This window comes from Anaeromyxobacter dehalogenans 2CP-C (assembly GCF_000013385.1).
In the GTDB taxonomy this organism is placed as follows: domain Bacteria; phylum Myxococcota; class Myxococcia; order Myxococcales; family Anaeromyxobacteraceae; genus Anaeromyxobacter; species Anaeromyxobacter dehalogenans_B.
The window spans coordinates 4,227,058-4,244,508 of sequence record NC_007760.1 but is presented as its reverse complement, the minus strand read 5'-3'; the positions used below and the strand labels follow the sequence as shown (position 1 = coordinate 4,244,508).

Sequence of the window (17,451 nt, the reverse complement as noted above, 5' to 3'; positions counted from 1 at the left end):
GCGGACCCTGGGTTGACCCATACCCGATCGCGGCTGGGACGACGGTACCTGCCCCCGACGGTCCCAAGCGTGCGGGACCTGGGCGTTCCGGCGTCCGGCTTCCACCCGGCGCGTGCGGCGCGGTGCCGCAGCCGGGGCGGGCGCCTGCTTGCACTCGGGGCCGGGCCGTTGGCGCGTCCGCGCCGGGAGGATGTGTGAGAGACCTGTCGATCCGAGTCCGCCTGCTCCTCGCCTTCGGCCTCATGGCGCTGACGACCGCGGCGGTGGCCGCGTCCGGCTACTGGGGCACCGAGCGCATCACCGCGGTCACCTCGGCGATGCTGGCCGGCGACGCGCAGATGGCGCGCCACGCCGACGACGCCCGCGCCGCGGTGCTGGGCCTGCGCCGCTTCGAGAAGGACATCCTCATCAACATCGAGGACGCCGCCGAGGTGGCCGACTACTCCCAGAGGTGGGGGGGCGAGCTCTCGACGCTCCGGTCCGCGCTCGCCGAGCTGGATCGGCTCGCCGACGGCGAGGACCGTGCGCGGATCTCGGCGATCCAGCGGCAGATCGAGGCGTACACCGCGGGGATGGGGCGGCTCCTGGCCGAGATCCGGGCCGGCAAGCACGGGTCCACCGACTCCGGCAACGCCGCGGCGGCCGCCTTCAAGGAGCCGGTGCGGGCCCTGGTGGAGGAGACCGACGCGCTGGCCGAGCAGCACATGAGCCAGATGCAGGCCCAGGCCGGCGTGATCGGCGGGGTGGCGTCGTCGGTGCGGACCACGCTGGTCCTCACGCTGCTCGCCGCGGTGGTGTTCGGCGCCGTGCTCAGCGTGATCATCACGCGCTCGGTGGTGACGCCGGTGGCCGGCGTGGTGGTCGCGCTCGAGCGGATGGCGCAGGGCGACCTGCGCGAGCTCCCCACGGTGGATCGGGCCGACGAGGCCGGGCGGCTCCAGGCGGCCATGCGCGCCACCGCGGAGCGCATCGCCACGGTGATCGCGGAGGTGCGCGGCGGCGCGGAGGCGCTCACCGGCGCGTCGGCGCAGGTGTCGGCCACGGCGCAGTCCCTCTCGCAGGGCACCGGCGAGCAGGCCGCGAGCGTGGAGGAGACCACCTCGTCGCTCGAGGAGATGAGCGCGTCGATCACGCAGAACGCGGAGGCCGCCCGGCAGTCGGAGGCGATGGCGAAGTCGGGCGTGCGCAGCGCCGACGCCGGCGGCGCTGCGGTGAAGGAGACGGTCGAGGCGATGCGCGCGATCGCCGAGCGGATCGGGATCGTGGAGGAGATCGCCTACCAGACGAACCTGCTCGCGCTGAACGCGGCCATCGAGGCGGCGCGGGCCGGCGAGCACGGCAAGGGCTTCGCGGTCGTCGCGACGGAGGTCCGCAAGCTGGCCGAGCGCGCCCAGAAGGCGGCGCAGGAGATCGGCGGGCTCGCGTCCTCGTCGGTGGCGGTGGCGGTGCGCTCCGGCGAGATGATCGCCGAGCTGCTCCCGGCCATCCGCAAGACGTCCGACCTGGTGCAGGAGGTGGCGGCCGCCTCGCAGGAGCAGTCGGCCGGGGTGTCGCAGGTCTCCAAGGCCATGTCCACGGTGGACCAGGTCACGCAGCGGAACGCGTCCGCCGCGGAGGAGCTGTCCTCCACCGCCGAGGAGATGGCCTCGCAGGCGGAGGCGCTGCAGCAGCTCATGAGCTTCTTCCAGCTCGCGGCCGATCACCGCGCCCCCGGCCAGGCCGCCCCCCGCGCGCAGCACGCCGCGGTGCCGCGCCTGCCGGCTCCCGCGCCGCTGCCGCGCCCCGCGCCGCGGCCGGCGCCGGCCGCGCCCGAGGCCCCGGCGCTCGCCGCGCGCAACGGCAAGGTCGGCGACGGCGAGTTCCGGCGGTTCTAGGCGGCGCGGGCCGCGCTGCCCGGCGCTCGAGGGCGAAACGAAGACGGGCGGGCCCGGAGGGGCCCGCCCGCGCGGCTTCGGGGCGGCGTCGAGGAGGGGCCGCCGCCCGGGACGCTACTCGGCGCCGACGCCGAGGTACGTGCGGAGCTTCTCGTCCTCGAACTTGTCCTGCGCGCCCTGGTCGGCGGTCACGAGGGACACCACGATGCCCGCGACGAACGCGGCCGTCATCGAGAAGATGGCCGGGTTCTTCCACGGCAGGATGCCGTAGGGCTTGCCGGCGGCGTCGAGGTGGTGGAACACCTCGCCCCAGACCGTGGGCGACAGCAGGATCATGATGCAGGACGAGAACGCGCCCACCAGGATGGACCAGACCGCGCCCATGGTGGTGAAGCGCTTCCAGACGATCGACATGAGCAGCGCCGGGAAGTTGGCGCTGGCCGCGATGGCGAACGCGAGGCCCACCATGAAGGCCACGTTCTGGCCCTTGAAGAGGATGCCCAGGCCCACCGCGAAGATGCCGAACACAACGGTGGCGGTCTTGGCGGCCTTGACCTGCTCCTCCTCCGTCGCGTGCCCGCCCTTGATGACGTTCACGTAGATGTCGTGCGAGTAGGCCGACGCGCCGGCCAGCGTGAGGCCGGCCACCACCGCGAGGATGGTCGCGAACGCGACCGCCGCGATGAAGCCGAGGAAGCCGGAGCCGAGCAGCTGCTCCGCCAGGATCGGCGAGGCCATGTTGCCGCCCTTGTCGATCGAGGTGATGAACGCGCGCCCGCCGGGGGTGAGCACCGCCGCGCCGAAGCCGACGATCGGGATGATCAGGTAGAAGTAGCCGATGAGGCCGGTGGCGTAGAGCACCGACTTGCGGGCCGCCTTGGCGTCCGGGACGGTGTAGAAGCGCATCAGGATGTGCGGCAGGCCGAGCAGGCCGAACATGAGCGCGAGGCCCAGGGAGACCGCCTCCACCGGGTTCGCGACGAAGCCGCCCGGCTCGAGCGAGGGCTGGCCGTACTGGTCCACCACCGCCTTGTAGAGGTTGCCCGGGTTGAAGCCGAACCTCGCGAGCACGAGGCCGGTGAGGATGGTCACGCCGAACAGCAGCAGGCCGGCCTTGATGATCTGCACCCAGGTCGTGGCGAGCATGCCGCCGAACAGCACGTACGCGAGCATGACCACGCCGACGATGATCTCGGCGATCTCGTACTTCAGGCCGAACATGAGCTGGATGAGGGCGCCGGAGCCCACCATCTGGGCGATGGTGTAGAAGAGCACCGTCAGGATGCCGCCGATGGCCGCCGCGATGCGGACCGGCTTCTGCCGCAGGCGGAACGCGACCACGTCGGCGAAGGTGAACTTGCCGAGGTTGCGGAGCGGCTCGGCCACGAGGAACATGAGCGCCGGCCAGCCGACGAGCCAGCCGGTGGCGTAGATCATGCCGTCGTAGCCCTTCAGGGCGACCATGCCGGAGATGCCGAGGAACGAGGCCGCGGACATGTAGTCGCCGGCCAGGGCGAAGCCGTTCTGGAGCGCCGACACGCTGCGGCCGGCGGCGTAGAACTCGGAGGAGGTCTTGGTCTTCTTCGCGGCGAAGTAGGTGATGACGAGCGTCACCGCCACGATCAGGAAGAAGAAGCCGATGGAGGCGACGGTCGGCTTCCCGAGGGTGGTGGTCGCCTGGGGCGCCGCCTGCTGCGCCTGCTGGAGGACGAGCTGCTGGATCACGCCGAGGTGGGTCATGGTCACGGGTCTCCTGGTGCGATCCGGGTCAGCGCTTCAGCTGCGACTTCAGCCGCTCGACCTCTGGGTCGTACGACTTGTTGGCCCAGCCCACGTAGTAGGCGGTGAGCAGCCAGGCGAAGATGATCACCGCCACGCCGAGCGGGATCGCGAGCGTGGTGACCTCGCCGACCTTCTGCGTGACGAACGCCTTGTTCGTCGCGAGCAGCAGGATGAACCCGTAGTAGGTCACGAACAGCAGGGCGAGCAGCACCATGCTGACGCTCCAGCGCTTCTTCACGAGTGCCTTGAAGTCGGGCGAATCGAGGACCTGGAGCGCGCTCTTGTTGCCCCTGGAATCCGTGCTGGGACCGCTCCGTGCCGGTTCTGCCATTTGACTCTCCTTGGAAGCCTGCGCGAACGCGCCGGGCATCTCTCGAAAGTGCAGTGCGACAAGTCAGCCGGGCTTCTCCCCGAGGACCGCGATTGCGTGGGGAAGTCGCACATCGTGGGCTCGGGTGTTTCGAGCGGCAAGCCTACAGCACGAAATGCGCGAACGATAGTGGCGCCCGCGCACAAAATTGCGCGAATTGCTGACGTTGATCAATCGACGTCGCCGCTCCGGGTCGATGATTCGCCTGCGACGCACCGCTTGCGCGAACGCTTTGCGTCGCGCCCGGGTCAACACGCACGCTGCGTGAGAACGCGGCGCCGCAACGGGGGAGGCGGTCGGCCGCACGCCCGGCCGGTGGCGCAAGGCTGGCGCGCCGCGGCCGCACCGGCTGCGCTTGCTATGCTGGCCGGCGGGGCCGGACCGGCGGTCCGCCGCGGCCACGCGGCTCGGGGGTGGGCATGAGGCTGGCGCTGTTCGCCGACGTGCACGCGAACCTGGAGGCGCTCACCGCCTGCCTCGCGCACGCGGAGGCGGCGGGCGTGGACGGCCACGCGTTCCTCGGCGACCTGGTGGGCTACGGCGCCGATCCGGTGGCGGTGCTGGAGCTGGTGCAGGCGCACGCGGAGCGCGGCGCGCTGGTGGTGCTCGGCAACCACGACGCCGCGGTGATCGAGCCGCGCGAGGCGGCCACCATGAACCCCACCGCCGAGGAGGCGGTGCGGTGGACCCGCGAGCGGCTCGGGCCGGCGGCGCGCGCGTTCCTCGGCGGCCTGCCGCTGGTGATCCGGCGCGACCCGCTGGTGCTGGTGCACGCCAGCGCCGACGCGCCGGGGGAGTGGGCCTACGTGACCGACCCGCTGCACGCGCAGCGGAGCCTGGCCGCGGCGGGCGCGCCCTACGTGTTCTGCGGGCACGTGCACGAGCCGGTGCTCTACTACACCGGGGCCGCCGACCGGCCGGTGGCGTTCCGGCCGGTCCCCGGGGTGGCCATCCCGGCCCCGCCGCGCCGCCGATGGCTGGCGGTGGTGGGCTCGGCGGGCCAGCCCCGCGACGGGAACACCGCGGCGTGCTACGCCATCGTGGACGTGGCGCGCGCGTCCATCACCTTCCACCGCGTCCCCTACGACTGGCCGGCGGCCGCCGCCAAGGTGCGCGCGGCCGGGCTGCCCGAGCGGCTCGCGCAGCGCCTCGCGCACGGAGAGTGAGACCGGTGAGCGATCTGCCCGGGCCCGGCGACGTGGTGGACGGCTTCCGCATCGGCGAGCGCTTCCACGCCGGCGGCATGGGCGTCATCTACCGGGTCACCGGCCCCGACCCCGGCTTCCCCATGATCATGAAGATCCCCCGGCTCGGCCCGGGGGAGCCGGCCAGCAGCGTGATCTCCTTCGAGGTGGAGCAGACGGTGCTCGCCGCGCTGAAGGGGCCGCACGTGCCGCGCTTCGTGGCCGCCGGCGACCTGGAGCGGCAGCCCTACCTGGTGATGGAGGAGGTCCGCGGCCGCTCGCTCAAGGAGTGGGTCGGCGACGAGCCGGTCCCGCTCGACGAGGTGGTGCGCATCGGGATCGCGCTCGCCACCGCGCTCCACGATCTCCACCAGCAGGAGGCGATCCACCTCGACCTGAAGCCGGCCAACGTGGTGTTCCGGCCCACCGGCGAGGCGGTGCTGGTGGACTTCGGGCTCGCGCACCACGCCCACTACCCGGACCTCCTCGCCGAGGAGTTCCGGCGCCCCATCGGCTCGGCGCCGTACATCGCGCCGGAGCAGGTGGTCGGCGCGCGGAGCGACCCGCGCAGCGACCTGTTCGCGCTCGGGGTGGTGCTGTACGAGCTCGCCACCGGCCGGCTGCCGTTCGGCGCGCCCACCACGCCGGGCGGCCTGCGCCGGCGGCTGTACCGCGACCCGACGCCGCCGCGGGCCCTGGTGCCGGCGCTGCCGGAGTGGTTCCAGGAGCTGGTGCTGCGGTGCCTCGAGCCGGACGCGGGCCGCCGCCACGCCTCGGCCGCGCAGGTCGCGTTCGACCTGGCGCACCCGGACCAGGTGGCGATCACGGAGCGCGGGCGGCGCCGCCGCGCCGCCGGGCCGCTCACGCTGTTCCGCCGCTGGATCAAGGCGGCCGGCTACGAGCCGGCGCCGCTGGCGCTCCCGTCCACCGAGCTGTCCGGGGCGGCCATCGTGCTGGCCTGCATCGCCACGCAGCACACCAACGAGGCGCAGTTCGAGGCCATCCGCCAGACGGTGCGGCGGCTCCTGTCGCTGCAGGACGCGCGGCGGCTGGCGGTGGCCACGGTCATCCGGCCCACCCCGGAGCTGGGCGGCTCGAGCGCCGACGAGACCGCCGCGCACCAGCGCATCAAGCACCTGGCGCTGCTGCGCCACTGGGCCGAGCCGCTGGCCCTCGAGGCCGGGCAGGTCTCGCTGCACGTGATCGAGTCCGGCGATCCGGCGCAGGCGCTGGTGGACTACGCGCGCGCGAACGGCGTCGAGCACCTGGTGATCGGCGCGCCCCCGCCCGACGTGCCGCTGCGCGGGATCCTCGGCACCGTCGCGACGAAGGTCGCGCTCGAGGCGCCGTGCACCGTGACGCTGGTGCGCCCGCCCGGCCGGCGCTGAGCCCCGCGCCCCCGCCCGGAGAAAGGGAAGGGGCCGGACGTGCGGGATGTGCACGTCCGGCCCCGGCACGAGCGGCGACTACCTGCTGGTGACCTCCGCCACTCCCCAGATGACGGGGCCCAGCACGGCCAGGCCACCGGCCATCATCCCGAACTGCGCGCCGCTCATGCTACTCGTGGTTGATGTCGCGATCCTTGGTCTCGGGCATGAAGAGGGTGCCGAGGACCGCGGTGATGAGCGCGATGACGATGGGGTACCAGAGGCCGTAGTAGATGTCGCCGCTGGCGGCGACCATCGCGAACGAGATGGTCGGCAGGAAGCCGCCGAACCAGCCGTTGCCGATGTGGTACGGCAGCGACATCGAGGTGTAGCGGATGCGAGCCGGGAAGAGCTCGACCAGCCACGCCGCGATCGGCGCGTACACCATGGTCACGTAGATGACCAGGATGGTCAGGAGCAGCACGACCATCACGTAGTTCACCTGGTTCATGTCCGCCTTGGCGGGGTACCCGGCGGTCGTGATGGCGCCGCCGAGCGCCTTCTCGAACGCGGCGTTCTGCGTCTTGAAGTCGGCCGGCGAGAGCGTGTTGCCGGCGAAGCTCGCGACCGACACCTCGCCGATCTTGATGGTGGCGACGGTGCCCGCGGGCGCCTCCTCGTTGCGGTACGGCACGCCCTTCTTCGCGAGCGAGGCCTTGGCGACGTCGCAGGACTTCGTGAACTTGGCCTTGCCGATCGGGTCGAACTGGAAGCTGCAGTCCTTGGGATCGGCGACCACCGTCACGGGGTTCGTCGCCTGCGCGTGCTCCAGCGCCGGGTTCGCGTACTTCGTGATGCCCTTGAAGATGGGGAAGTAGGTCAGCGCGGCGAGCACGCAGCCCGCCATGATGATCCGCTTGCGGCCGATCTTGTCCGAGAGCGTGCCGAACACGATGAAGAACGGTGTGCCGATGATCAGCGAGGCCGCGATCATGTAGTTCGACGCGGTCGGGTCCACCTTCAGCGTCTGCTGGAGGAAGAACAGCGCGTAGAACTGGCCCGTGTACCAGACCACCGCCTGGCCGGCGACGCCGCCGAACAGCACCATCAGGACGATCTTCAGGTTGTTCCAGCGCAGGAAGGACTCGGTGAGCGGGGCCTTCGAGGCCTTGCCCTCCTCCTTCATCCGCTTGAACACCGGCGACTCGTTCAGCTGGAGGCGGATGTAGACGGAGATGCCGAGCAGGATGAGCGAGAGCAGGAACGGGACGCGCCAGCCCCACTTCTCGAACGCCTCGTTGCCCAGGCCGATGCGGGTGCCGAGGATGATGAGGAGCGAGAGGAACAGGCCGAGGGTGGCGGTGGTCTGGATCCAGCTCGTGAAGTTGCCGCGCCGGCCCGGGGGCGCGTGCTCGGCGACGTAGGTGGCCGCGCCGCCGTACTCACCGCCGAGCGCGAGGCCCTGCAGCATGCGCATGGAGATGAGGATGATGGGCGCCAGCACGCCGATGGTGGCGTAGCTGGGGAGCATGCCGACGATTGCCGTCGAGCCGCCCATGATGAGGATGGTGAGCAGGAAGGTGTGCTTCCGGCCGATCATGTCGCCGAGCCGGCCGAACACCACCGCGCCGAAGGGCCGCACGGCGAAGCCGGCGGCGAAGGCGAGGAGCGCGAAGATGAAGCCGGTGCGCTCGTCCACGCCTGCGAAGAACTGCTTGCTGATGATCGCCGCGAGCGAGCCGTACAGGTAGAAGTCGTACCACTCGAAGACGGTGCCGAGGGACGACGCGAAGATGACCATCTTCTCTTCGCGGGTGATGCCGGCGCGTGCGCCGGAATCGGGGGGGACAGGTCGGACAGGGGATGCCGACGACACGGACATTTTCTTCCTCCACGGTGAGGTTGGGACGCCAGCCGCGTGGCCTGAGGTACGAGGTAGCACACCGGATTCGGCGTTTACAACGGCCAACGCGCAAATACCGCGCATGGCGCAGTCCCTGCGCGCACGAACTGCGATGAAACCCCCATGTTGGGCGCGAGAATTATCGCGCAGCTACGCCGAGTTGGGCTGTTGACGCGGCGCGTAGGCGCAAGAGGTGCACCGGTCGGACGATTGTTGCGCCCGGCCGGGGCCAGGCGGCCGGATCCGGCGCCCCAGGAGAGGCCAGAACGCCGCAGGCAGGGTAGTCTCGGGCCCGGGACGTCCGGACGCCGCGCGGGAGGGCTCGCATGGAACGGGATCGCCGGGACGCGTACTGGAGGGCCAACCTGCGCACCGTCGCCGCGATCCTGGCGATCTGGCTCGCGGTGTCGTGCGGCGCCGCCATCCTGTTCGCCGACGCGCTCGACGCGTTCCACCTCGGCGGCTTCCCGCTCGGCTTCTGGTTCGGGCAGCAGGGCGCGGAGCTCGTGTTCGTGCTGCTGGTGGCGGCGTACGTCGCGATCGCGAACCGGCTCGACCGCGCCCACGGCGTGTTCGAGGACTGAGGCGTGGGCCCCGTCGCCTGGACCTGGGTGCTGGTCGCCGCGTCGTTCGCGCTCTACGCGCTCGCCGGCCTGTGGGGCCGCGCGCGGACCACGAGCGCGTACTACGTGGCGGAGAAGCAGGTCAGCCCGCTGCTGAACGGGATGGCCACCGGCGCGGACTGGATGTCCGCGGCGTCGTTCATCTCGATGGCCGGGGTGGTGGCGCTGCTCGGCCGCGACGGCTCGATCTTCCTGATGGGCTGGACCGGCGGCTACGTGCTGCTGGCGGTGCTGCTCGCCCCGTACCTGCGGAAGTACGGCAAGTACACGGTCCCGCAGTTCGTGGGCGAGCGGTACTACTCGCGCTCGGCGCGCGGCGTGGCCGTGGTGTGCGCGGTGTTCGTCTCGTTCACCTACGTGGCCGGGCAGATGCGCGGGGTGGGGGTGGTGTTCGCGCGCTTCCTGGACGTGCCGGTCGAGCGCGGCGTGCTGCTCGGCATGGCCATCGTGCTGTTCTACGCGGTGCTGGGCGGGATGAAGGGCGTCACCTACGCGCAGGTGGCCCAGTACGTCGTGCTCATCGCCGCGTACCTGGTGCCGGCCATCTACGTGTCGATCATGCTCACCGGGAACCCGGTGCCGCAGCTCGGCCTCGGCGGGCGGGTCAGCGCGGAGGGCGCCCGGATCCTCGGGGTCGAGCCGGGGGTGCACCTGCTCCAGGCGCTCGACCGGATCGGCGAGGACCTCGGCTTCGGCCGCTACACCGCCGGCACGCGGCCCCGCATCGACGTGCTGTTCAGCACGCTCGCGCTCATGATCGGCACGGCCGGGCTGCCGCACATCATCATCCGGTTCTTCACCGTGCCGAAGGTGCGCGACGCGCGCGCCTCGGCCGCCTGGGCGCTCCTGTTCATCGCGCTGCTCTACACCACCGCGCCCGCGGTGGCCGCCTTCGCGCGGGCCGGGGCGATCCAGTCGCTGAACGGCAAGCGCCACGCCGACGCGCCGGCCTGGGTGGCGGACTGGGAGCGCACCGGCCTGGTGCGCTTCACCGATCGCGACGGCGACGGGGTGATGCGCCTCTCCGGCGACCCCGCCCGCAACGAGGTGCGGATCGACCCCGACGTGCTGGTGCTCGCGAACCCGGAGATCGCCGGGCTGCCGCCCTGGGTGGTCGGGCTGGTGGCGGCGGGCGCGCTCGCGGCGGCGCTCTCCACCGCGGCGGGGCTCCTGCTCGTCATCTCGGCGGCGGTGGCGCACGACCTGGTGAAGGGAATGTGGATCCCGCGCGTCTCCGAGCGCGGCGAGCTGGCCTGGGCGCGCGGGGCGGCCACCGTGGCGGTGCTGGTGGCGGGCTGGCTGGGCGTCCACCCGCCCGGCTTCGTGTCCGAGGTGGTGGCGCTCGCGTTCGGGCTGGCGGCCTCGTCCTTCTTCCCGGTGCTGGTGGCCGGGATCTTCTGGCGGCGCGCCACGCGCGAGGGCGCCATCGCCGGGATGCTGAGCGGGCTCGCGGTGACCACCGCGTACGTCCACTGGTTCAAGTTCTGGCACCCGGAGCTGGACGTCCCGGCGCACTGGTGGCTGGGGATCTCGCCGCAGGGGTTCGGGACGGTGGGCATGCTGGTGAACCTGACGGTCCTGGTCGCCGTCTCCCTGCGCACGCCGGCCCCGCCGCAGGCGGTGCAGGACCTGGTCACGAACCTCCGCTATCCGCGGGAGCCGGTGCGCCCGGCGCCGGCGCCCACCGCGCTCCGCGCCGGCGAGCGCCGCTGACGACGGCGGGCGGGCGCCGTGACGCGGGCGCCGCGCCCCGCTATCCTCGCGGGATGGCGGCGGCCGCGCTCGACCCGGTCTCGTACCTGCGGGCGACGCCCCCGTTCCACGCGCTGCCGCAGCCGCTGTTCGACGCGGCGGCCGCCTCGCTGGAGGTGGGCTATTACCCGGCGGGCTCGCGGCTGGCGCGGGTGGGGGGCGAGCCGCTCGCGCACCTGTACGTGATCCGCAAGGGCGCGGTGCGGCTCGAGCGCGACGGCCAGCTCCTGCAGGTGCTCGAGGAGGGCGAGACCTTCGGCTACACCTCGCTCATCACGCGCAAGGCCACCATCGACGTGGTGGTCGAGGACGACCTGCTCGCGTACCGCCTGCCCGACGCCGAGTTCCAGCGCCTGCTCGGCGACGCGCAGTTCGCCTCGCACTTCGCGGTGGGGCTGGCCGAGCGGCTCAAGTCGAGCCTCGAGCACTCCGCCATCACCACCTTCCAGGCCGACCTCTCCCGCCAGGTGGGCGACCTGGTGCGCCGCACGCCGGTCTGGATCGCGGCGGACGCCACCGTGGGCGACGCGGCCCGCCTCATGCGCGCGGAGGGCGTCTCCTCGGTGCTGCTCCGCGCCGACCCGCCCGCGATCGCCACCGACCACGACTTCCGGAACCGCGTGCTCGCCGAGGGGCTCGGGCCGGACACCCCGCTCGCGCGCATCGCCACCTCGCCGCTCCGCACCACCCCCGCGACCGCGCCCATCCACGAGGCCTGGGGCCTGGCGCTCGACGCCCGGGTGCACCACCTGCCGGTCACCCGCGGCGGCGACATCGTGGGCGTGCTCACCTCGGGCGAGCTGCTCCGCGCCTCGGCGCAGGGCCCCATGGCCGTGCTGCGCGGGGTGGAGCGCGTCTCGACGCGCGAGAGCCTGGCGGGCTACGGGCGGCGGGTGGCCGAGATGGCGGGCGCGCTGCTCGCCGGCGGGCTCGACGCCGCCGCGATCGCCGGCTTCGTGGCGCGCCTCAACGACGCGCTGGTGCACCGGATCCTGCGCTTCGCCGAGGCCGACCTGGGCGAGCCGCCCGCGCCCTACGCCTGGCTCGCGCTCGGCTCGGAGGGGCGCCGCGAGCAGACGCTGCTCACCGACCAGGACAACGCGCTCGTCTACGCGGACGAGGGCGAGGCGCGGCGCGCCTGGTACGAGGTGCTGGCCGAGCGCGTGAACGCGGACCTCGAGCTGGCCGGGTTCCCGGCCTGCCCGGGCGGCTACATGGCCCGCCGCTGGGTGGGGCCGATGGCGGAGTGGCGCGGCCGGTTCGACGGGTGGCTCGACGCGCCGGGGCCGCAGGCGCTGCTCGAGGCGGCCATCTTCTTCGACTACCGCCGGGTGGCCGGCCGGCTCGATCTCGCGCCGCTCGACGCGGTGATCGCGACCGCGGTGGACCGCCCGGTGCTCCTGCGCTTCCTGGCCCGCGCCGCGCTCGGCTTCCGCCCGCCCGCGTCGCTGCTGCTGCGCCTGCGCGGCGGCTCGACCACGGTGGACCTGAAGCTGCAGGGGATCGCGGCGGTGGTGGCGGTGGCGCGCTGCTACGGCCTGGAGCTGCGGACCGAGGCGCGCGGGACGCTGGAGCGGCTGGAGGCCGCCCGCGACGCCGGCATCCTGGACGGCGACGCGGTCGCGGCGGCCGCGGAGGGGTTCCGCTTCCTGAACGGCCTGCGCCTGCGCCTCCAGCTCCGCGCCGTGGCCGAGGGCCGCCCGCCCTCGAACGAGGCGGCGCTGGCGGCGCTGAGCGCCATGGAGCGCTCGCGGCTCAAGGACGCGCTGCGCGCCGTCAAGACGCTCCAGGACCGCGCCGCGTTCCACTTCAAGACGGATTTCTGACCGCTGCTACCATCCCCTCGATGCTCTTCTCGTCGCCGCCCTGGGAGTCCGCCGTCTACTGGTCGCTCGACCTCGAGACGGGCGGCCTCGACGCGCGGCGCGACGCCATCCTCGCGGTGGGCATGCTCCCCGTGCGCGAGGGGCACCTGCGGCTCGGCGAGGCGTACCGGACGCTGGTCCGCCCGGAGCAGGGGAAGGCGGTGAGCCCGCGCTCGGTGCAGGCGCACCAGCTCGTGGCCGGCGACACGCGCGGCGCCCCGGCGCTCGCGGAGGTCCTGCCGGAGCTCGAGCGCCGCCTCCGCGGCGCGGTCCTGCTCGTCCACCACGCGCCCATCGAGCTCGGGTTCCTGAAGCGCGCGTTCCGGGCGGCCGGGCTGCGCTGGCCGGCGCCGCCGGTGGTGGACACGGTGAAGCTGCTGCTCCGCCTCGACGCGCGCGAGCGGCGGCGCTTCCCGGAGCTGCCGGCCGACCCGCCGGTGCTGAACCTCTCGGCGGCGCGGCGCCGGCTCGGGCTCCCCGACTACCAGGCGCACGACGCGCTCACCGACGCGGTCGCCACCGCCGAGCTGTTCCTGGTGCTGCGCGAGGCGCTCGGCGCCCGGCGGCTGCGCGAGCTCACCTGACCGCGTGCGCGATCACGGCGCCGCCGGCCCCGCCCCGCGGGCGCGCGCCGCCGCCAGCGCGCCGGCCGCGGCGAGGCCCACGCCCACCAGCGCGAGCTCCAGCAGCGCCGCCCCCGCGAACAGCGGGGCCACCGAGCCGAGCCGGTCGTAGGCGGCGCCCGAGAGCGCGAACCCGATCCCGTTGCCGGCCCCGAACACCACCGCGCTGAACAGCGCCTGGCCGGTGGCGCGGAGCCGCGCCGGCACCACCTCCGCCATGCCCTTCATGGCCGCGGCCCAGAACAGGCCGAAGGTGAGGCCGTGCAGGAGCTGCAGCAGCACGATCGCCGCCGCGCCCTCGGCGCGCCAGAGCAGCGCCCAGCGCACCGCCGAGCCCAGGAACGAGGCGGCGAGCAGCCCGCGCAGCGACAGGCGCCGCTCGAGCCTCGGGAACAGGAGCAGCACCCCGATCTCGGCCGCCACGCCCGCCGCGGTGCCGAGCCCGGTCACGTCGGCGGGCAGGCCGAGGTCGCGCACGTACACGCCGAACAGCAGGTGGTAGGGCGCGCAGGCGGCCCAGTGCACCGCGCACGCGCCGAGCAGGAGCGGCAGCGCCGGCCGGCGGAGCAGCGCGAGCATGTCGCGCGGCCCCGGGCGATCGGCCTGGGGCGGCCCGGCGTGCGCGGGCAGGCGCCGCGCCGCGAGCGCGTAGCCGGCCACCAGCGCGGTCATGAGCGACGGCACGAGCAGGTCGGCGGGGCGGTTGCCGCGCAGCGTGAGCGCGCGGCCGGCGGCGAGCGCCAGCACCACGAACCCGATCGACCCGAACAGCCGGACGGACGCGTAGGACCGCTCCGGCCGCGCCCGGGTGTGCTCCAGCGTCACCGAGTCGAGCAGCGGCACGTAGGCGCGGTCGCCGAGCGCGGCCGCGACCAGCACCGCGCCGACCGCCGCCGGCGTGCGCGCGAACGGCAGCGCCAGGACGCAGAGCGCGCTCCAGGCGGTGGCGAGGCGCAGCCCGCGCGCCGGCGTGGCGTGGCGGTCGGCGAACGTGGCCCAGGACATCGCCACCACCGGCGCGAGCAGCGACGGGATCATCTGCACCGCGCCGATCTGCTCGCCGCTGAACCCCAGGCCGCGCAGGTACGCGGCCAGGTACGGCTGCGCCACCCCCACGTTCCCGTAGTACAGGAAGTACATGAGCCGGAGTCGCGCGGCGGAGGCCATCGGTTAGACTCGCGTCTACCATGGGCGACCTCGCCGGGATGGTCCTCTGTGCCGGGCTCGGGACGCGGCTGCGGCCGCTCACCGCGCGCGTGCCGAAGCCGGCGGTGCCGGTGTGCGGGGTGCCGCTCGTCCGCTACTCGCTGGCGCTGCTGGCCGGGGCCGGCGTGCGCCGCGCCGTCGTCAACGTGCACCACCTGCCGGACGCCATGGCCGCGGAGGCCGGGGCGGCCGCGCGCGCGCTCGGGCTCTCGCTCACCGTCTCGCGCGAGCCGGTCATCGCCGGGACCGGCGGCGCGCTCCGCGAGGCGCGGGCGGCGCTCCGGGGCGCGGACGCGCTCCTGCTCGTGAACGGCGACGTGCTGTTCGACGTGGACCTCGGCGCCGCGCTCGCCGCGCACCGCGCGTCCGGCGCGCTCGCCACCATGGTGCTGCTCCCCATGCCCGCCGGCGCGCGCTACGCGGCGGTCGAGGTGGACGCGGGCGGCGCGGTGCGGCGCATCGCGGGGCGGTTCGGGCCGGGCGGGGAGGGGCTCGCGCCCTGGCACTTCTCCGGCGTGCACGTGCTCTCGGCGGCGCTGCTCGACGCGGTGCCGGCCGAGCCGTTCGAGGCGGACGTGAACCGCCACGTCTACCCGCCGCTCATGGCGTCGGGGGCGATCCGCGGCCACGTCGCCGCCGGCTACTGGAACGACCTCGGCACGCCGGAGCGCTACCTCGAGGCGAACCGCGACCTGCTCGCCGGACGCGTGCCGCTGGCGCGCTTCCCGGGGGCGGAGCCGTTCGCCGGCGCGGCCGAGCGCCTGCCGGGCGTCTGGGTCGCGGGCGGCGCGCGGGTGGACCCGGGCGCGCGGCTCGCCGGGCCGGCGCTGGTGTGCGCCGGCGCGGACGTGGCCGCGGGCGCCGAGATCGGGCCGGGCGCGGTGGTGGGGCCCGGCTGCCGCGTGCCCGCCGGCGCCGCGGTGCGCCGGGCGGTGCTGTGGGCGGGCACCGCGCTCGCGCCGGGCGAGCGCGTCGAGGACGCGGTCGCCGCCGGGGCGGATCGGGTGCGGGGCGGCTGACGCTCGCTGCGGCCCTAGCCCTGGGCCTGCACCAGGACGCACGTCACGTTGTCGGCGCCGCCGGCGGAGTTCGCGGCGTCCACCAGCGCCTGCGCCGCGCGGCGGAGGTCGCCGGGCACCGCGCGCAGCACCTCGGCGATGCGCGCGTCCGGCACCATCCCGGACAGGCCGTCGGAGCAGAGCAGCACCACGTCGCCGTCCTCGAGCGGCTCGCGGAGCAGGTCCACCTCGACCGACTCCTTCATGCCGAGCGCGCGGACGATCACGTTCTTGTGCGGGAACGCCTCGATCTCGGCGGGCGTGAGCTGGCGCGTGCGCCGGAAGTCGTTGAGCAGCGAGTGGTCCTCGGTGAGCTGTCGCAGCGCCCCGCGGCGGAACAGGTACGCGCGGCTGTCGCCGACGTGGCCGACCAGCACCTCGCGCCCGTCGCGGGGGAACTGCGCCGCCACGAGCGTGGTGCCCATGCCGTGGAGCCGCTCGTCGGCCCGGGCCCGCTCGTGGATGCGCAGGTTCGCGAGCTTCACGCCGGTGAGGAGCCGGTTCTCGTCGGCGTCCCGGGCCGGGTCCGGCCGGAAGGGCCAGGTGGCCTCGTCGTCGCGGCCGGTGATCCGGAAGAACTCGGCCATCTCCTCGACCGCGATGCGGGCCGCCACCTCGCCGGAGGCGTGGCCGCCCATCCCGTCCGCGACGCAGTAGAGCTGCTCCTCCGGGAGGAGCAGGAAGGCGTCCTCGTTGTGGGCGCGCTTCCGCCCGACGTCGCTCGCTCCCGCGTGGCTCAGGCGCATGGTGGGACCGGGAAGGTTAGTCGCGACCCCCTCAGCGGTCAAAAGGATCTGCCCGGGAAAACGCGGTCAGGGCACCACCAGCTCGACGCCCGGACCGGTCGAGATCCGCACCGCCCGCACCGGGCCGTACAGGTCGCCGTCCACCGTGTAGCGCAGGCCGTCGCCCTCCACGCGCAGCTCGCGGGCCACCTCGTCCTGCGCGTGCCGCCGCTTCCACGGCCGCCCCGCGCGGATGCGCGGCAGCGCGAGCGCGATCTGCAGCGGGCTGGCGGTGACCCCGACCGCGTGGAAGGAGCCGGGCTGCTCGCCGCACCGGTGGAACGCCCGGAAGCCGAAGCCGATGTCCGGCGTGGAGCCGGCCACGAGCGCGAGGTAGCGCGCGTCGGTCCACTCCTCCCCGTCGCTCCACACCCGCAGCGGATCGCGGCGGGTGAGCGACGCCGCGAACGGGCCGCGCACCAGCGCCGAGCCGGCCGCGCGCGCGAGCAGGAGCCCCGCGGTCAGCGGGGAGGGGCGGCCGGTCGCGTAGTAGGCCTCCAGGAACGCCACCACCGCGCCGGTGCCGAAGATGAACCCGTGGCGGGGGGGGACGCCGTCCGCCTCGACGCGGAGCAGGTCGCGCTCGACGGTGGCGAGGGGAATCCCCTGCGCGCGGCGGCCCAGCACCGCGCGGAGGATGGCCTCCGGGCCGCCGCGGACGCCGTTGCCGTGCGCCACGGTGTTCATGGCCCCGGCGCGCAGGAGCAGCACCTGCGGCAGCGGCGCGTCGCCGTACGCGTCGGCGAAGGCCGAGAGCACCACGTGCGCGGTGCCGTCGCCGCCGCCGATCCCGAGCACGTCCACCCCGCGCGCCCGGAACCGCTCCACGGCGCGGGCCAGCTCGTCGGGCGTGGCGGCGTCCACCACCTCGCCCGCGTCGCCCAGCCGCGCGCGCAGCCGGTCGCCCAGGCGCGGATCGCGCCGGTTCCGCCGCGATCGCGGGTTGTTCACGATGCCGATGCCGCCCATGCCGACCCGTCCCAGGTGGATCCCCGGTGCCGCCCCGGTCGCCGACTCTGCGGCGCGGGCGCGGCCGGGTCAAACCGAAAACGCCCCCGC

14 protein-coding genes are annotated in these 17,451 nt (G+C 74.1%); 8 read left to right on the top strand and 6 right to left on the bottom strand.

Annotated features, from left to right (window positions below):
- Positions 1 to 194 precede the first annotated feature (194 nt).
- Entirely contained in the window at positions 195 to 1,874 is a 1,680-nt protein-coding gene (locus tag ADEH_RS19140; RefSeq protein ID WP_011422752.1) for a methyl-accepting chemotaxis protein, read from the top strand.
- Between the two features lie 114 nt (positions 1,875 to 1,988).
- Here ADEH_RS19140 and ADEH_RS19135 read toward each other — a convergent pair whose 3' ends face one another.
- Positions 1,989 to 3,614 (bottom strand): solute symporter family protein, encoded by a 1,626-nt coding sequence (locus ADEH_RS19135; RefSeq protein ID WP_011422751.1) that lies wholly within the window; start codon positions 3,612 to 3,614, stop codon positions 1,989 to 1,991.
- A gap of 28 nt (positions 3,615 to 3,642) precedes the next feature.
- Complete coding sequence (locus ADEH_RS19130; protein WP_011422750.1) at positions 3,643 to 3,987, bottom strand: DUF485 domain-containing protein; 345 nt, start codon at positions 3,985 to 3,987, stop codon at positions 3,643 to 3,645.
- A gap of 458 nt (positions 3,988 to 4,445) precedes the next feature.
- On the opposite strand from ADEH_RS19130, the gene ADEH_RS19125 reads away from it, so the two are divergent.
- Entirely contained in the window at positions 4,446 to 5,192 is a 747-nt protein-coding gene (locus tag ADEH_RS19125; protein ID WP_041453969.1) for a metallophosphoesterase family protein, read from the top strand.
- 5 nt (positions 5,193 to 5,197) lie between these two features.
- Entirely contained in the window at positions 5,198 to 6,598 is a 1,401-nt protein-coding gene (locus ADEH_RS19120) for a serine/threonine protein kinase (protein ID WP_041453703.1), read from the top strand.
- Between the two features lie 169 nt (positions 6,599 to 6,767).
- Here the strand turns inward: ADEH_RS19120 and ADEH_RS19115 are convergent, their stop codons facing one another.
- Positions 6,768 to 8,459 (bottom strand): MFS transporter, encoded by a 1,692-nt coding sequence (locus ADEH_RS19115; protein ID WP_011422746.1) that lies wholly within the window; start codon positions 8,457 to 8,459, stop codon positions 6,768 to 6,770.
- Positions 8,460 to 8,806: 347 nt separating this feature from the next.
- Between ADEH_RS19115 and ADEH_RS19110 the strand changes: the two genes are divergently transcribed.
- Genes ADEH_RS19110 through ADEH_RS19095 form a run of 4 tightly spaced genes read left to right on the top strand, consistent with a single transcriptional unit; the run spans position 8,807 to position 13,304 of the window.
- Positions 8,807 to 9,064, top strand: a complete 258-nt coding sequence (locus tag ADEH_RS19110) for a DUF4212 domain-containing protein (RefSeq protein WP_011422745.1) — start codon at positions 8,807 to 8,809, stop codon at positions 9,062 to 9,064.
- 3 nt (positions 9,065 to 9,067) lie between these two features.
- Positions 9,068 to 10,816 (top strand): sodium:solute symporter family protein, encoded by a 1,749-nt coding sequence (locus ADEH_RS19105; protein ID WP_011422744.1) that lies wholly within the window; start codon positions 9,068 to 9,070, stop codon positions 10,814 to 10,816.
- A gap of 53 nt (positions 10,817 to 10,869) precedes the next feature.
- The gene (locus tag ADEH_RS19100) at positions 10,870 to 12,681 is read left to right on the top strand and encodes a DUF294 nucleotidyltransferase-like domain-containing protein (protein WP_011422743.1); all 1,812 of its coding nucleotides are present in this window, start codon (positions 10,870 to 10,872) and stop codon (positions 12,679 to 12,681) included.
- 20 nt (positions 12,682 to 12,701) lie between these two features.
- Positions 12,702 to 13,304: a 3'-5' exonuclease gene (locus tag ADEH_RS19095; RefSeq protein WP_011422742.1), complete on the top strand. Its 603-nt coding sequence runs from the start codon at positions 12,702 to 12,704 to the stop codon at positions 13,302 to 13,304.
- Between the two features lie 12 nt (positions 13,305 to 13,316).
- Here the strand turns inward: ADEH_RS19095 and ADEH_RS19090 are convergent, their stop codons facing one another.
- Positions 13,317 to 14,510, bottom strand: coding sequence for an MFS transporter (locus ADEH_RS19090; RefSeq protein WP_011422741.1), 1,194 nt, complete (start codon positions 14,508 to 14,510; stop codon positions 13,317 to 13,319).
- Positions 14,511 to 14,530: 20 nt separating this feature from the next.
- Here ADEH_RS19090 and ADEH_RS19085 point away from each other — a divergent pair, with 20 nt between their 5' ends.
- Positions 14,531 to 15,568, top strand: a complete 1,038-nt coding sequence (locus ADEH_RS19085; protein ID WP_011422740.1) for a sugar phosphate nucleotidyltransferase — start codon at positions 14,531 to 14,533, stop codon at positions 15,566 to 15,568.
- A 14-nt stretch (positions 15,569 to 15,582) separates the two neighbouring features.
- Here ADEH_RS19085 and ADEH_RS19080 read toward each other — a convergent pair whose 3' ends face one another.
- Positions 15,583 to 16,353, bottom strand: coding sequence for a Stp1/IreP family PP2C-type Ser/Thr phosphatase (locus ADEH_RS19080; protein ID WP_011422739.1), 771 nt, complete (start codon positions 16,351 to 16,353; stop codon positions 15,583 to 15,585).
- A 66-nt stretch (positions 16,354 to 16,419) separates the two neighbouring features.
- Complete coding sequence (locus ADEH_RS19075; RefSeq protein ID WP_011422738.1) at positions 16,420 to 17,361, bottom strand: diacylglycerol/lipid kinase family protein; 942 nt, start codon at positions 17,359 to 17,361, stop codon at positions 16,420 to 16,422.
- Positions 17,362 to 17,451: the final 90 nt, after the last annotated feature.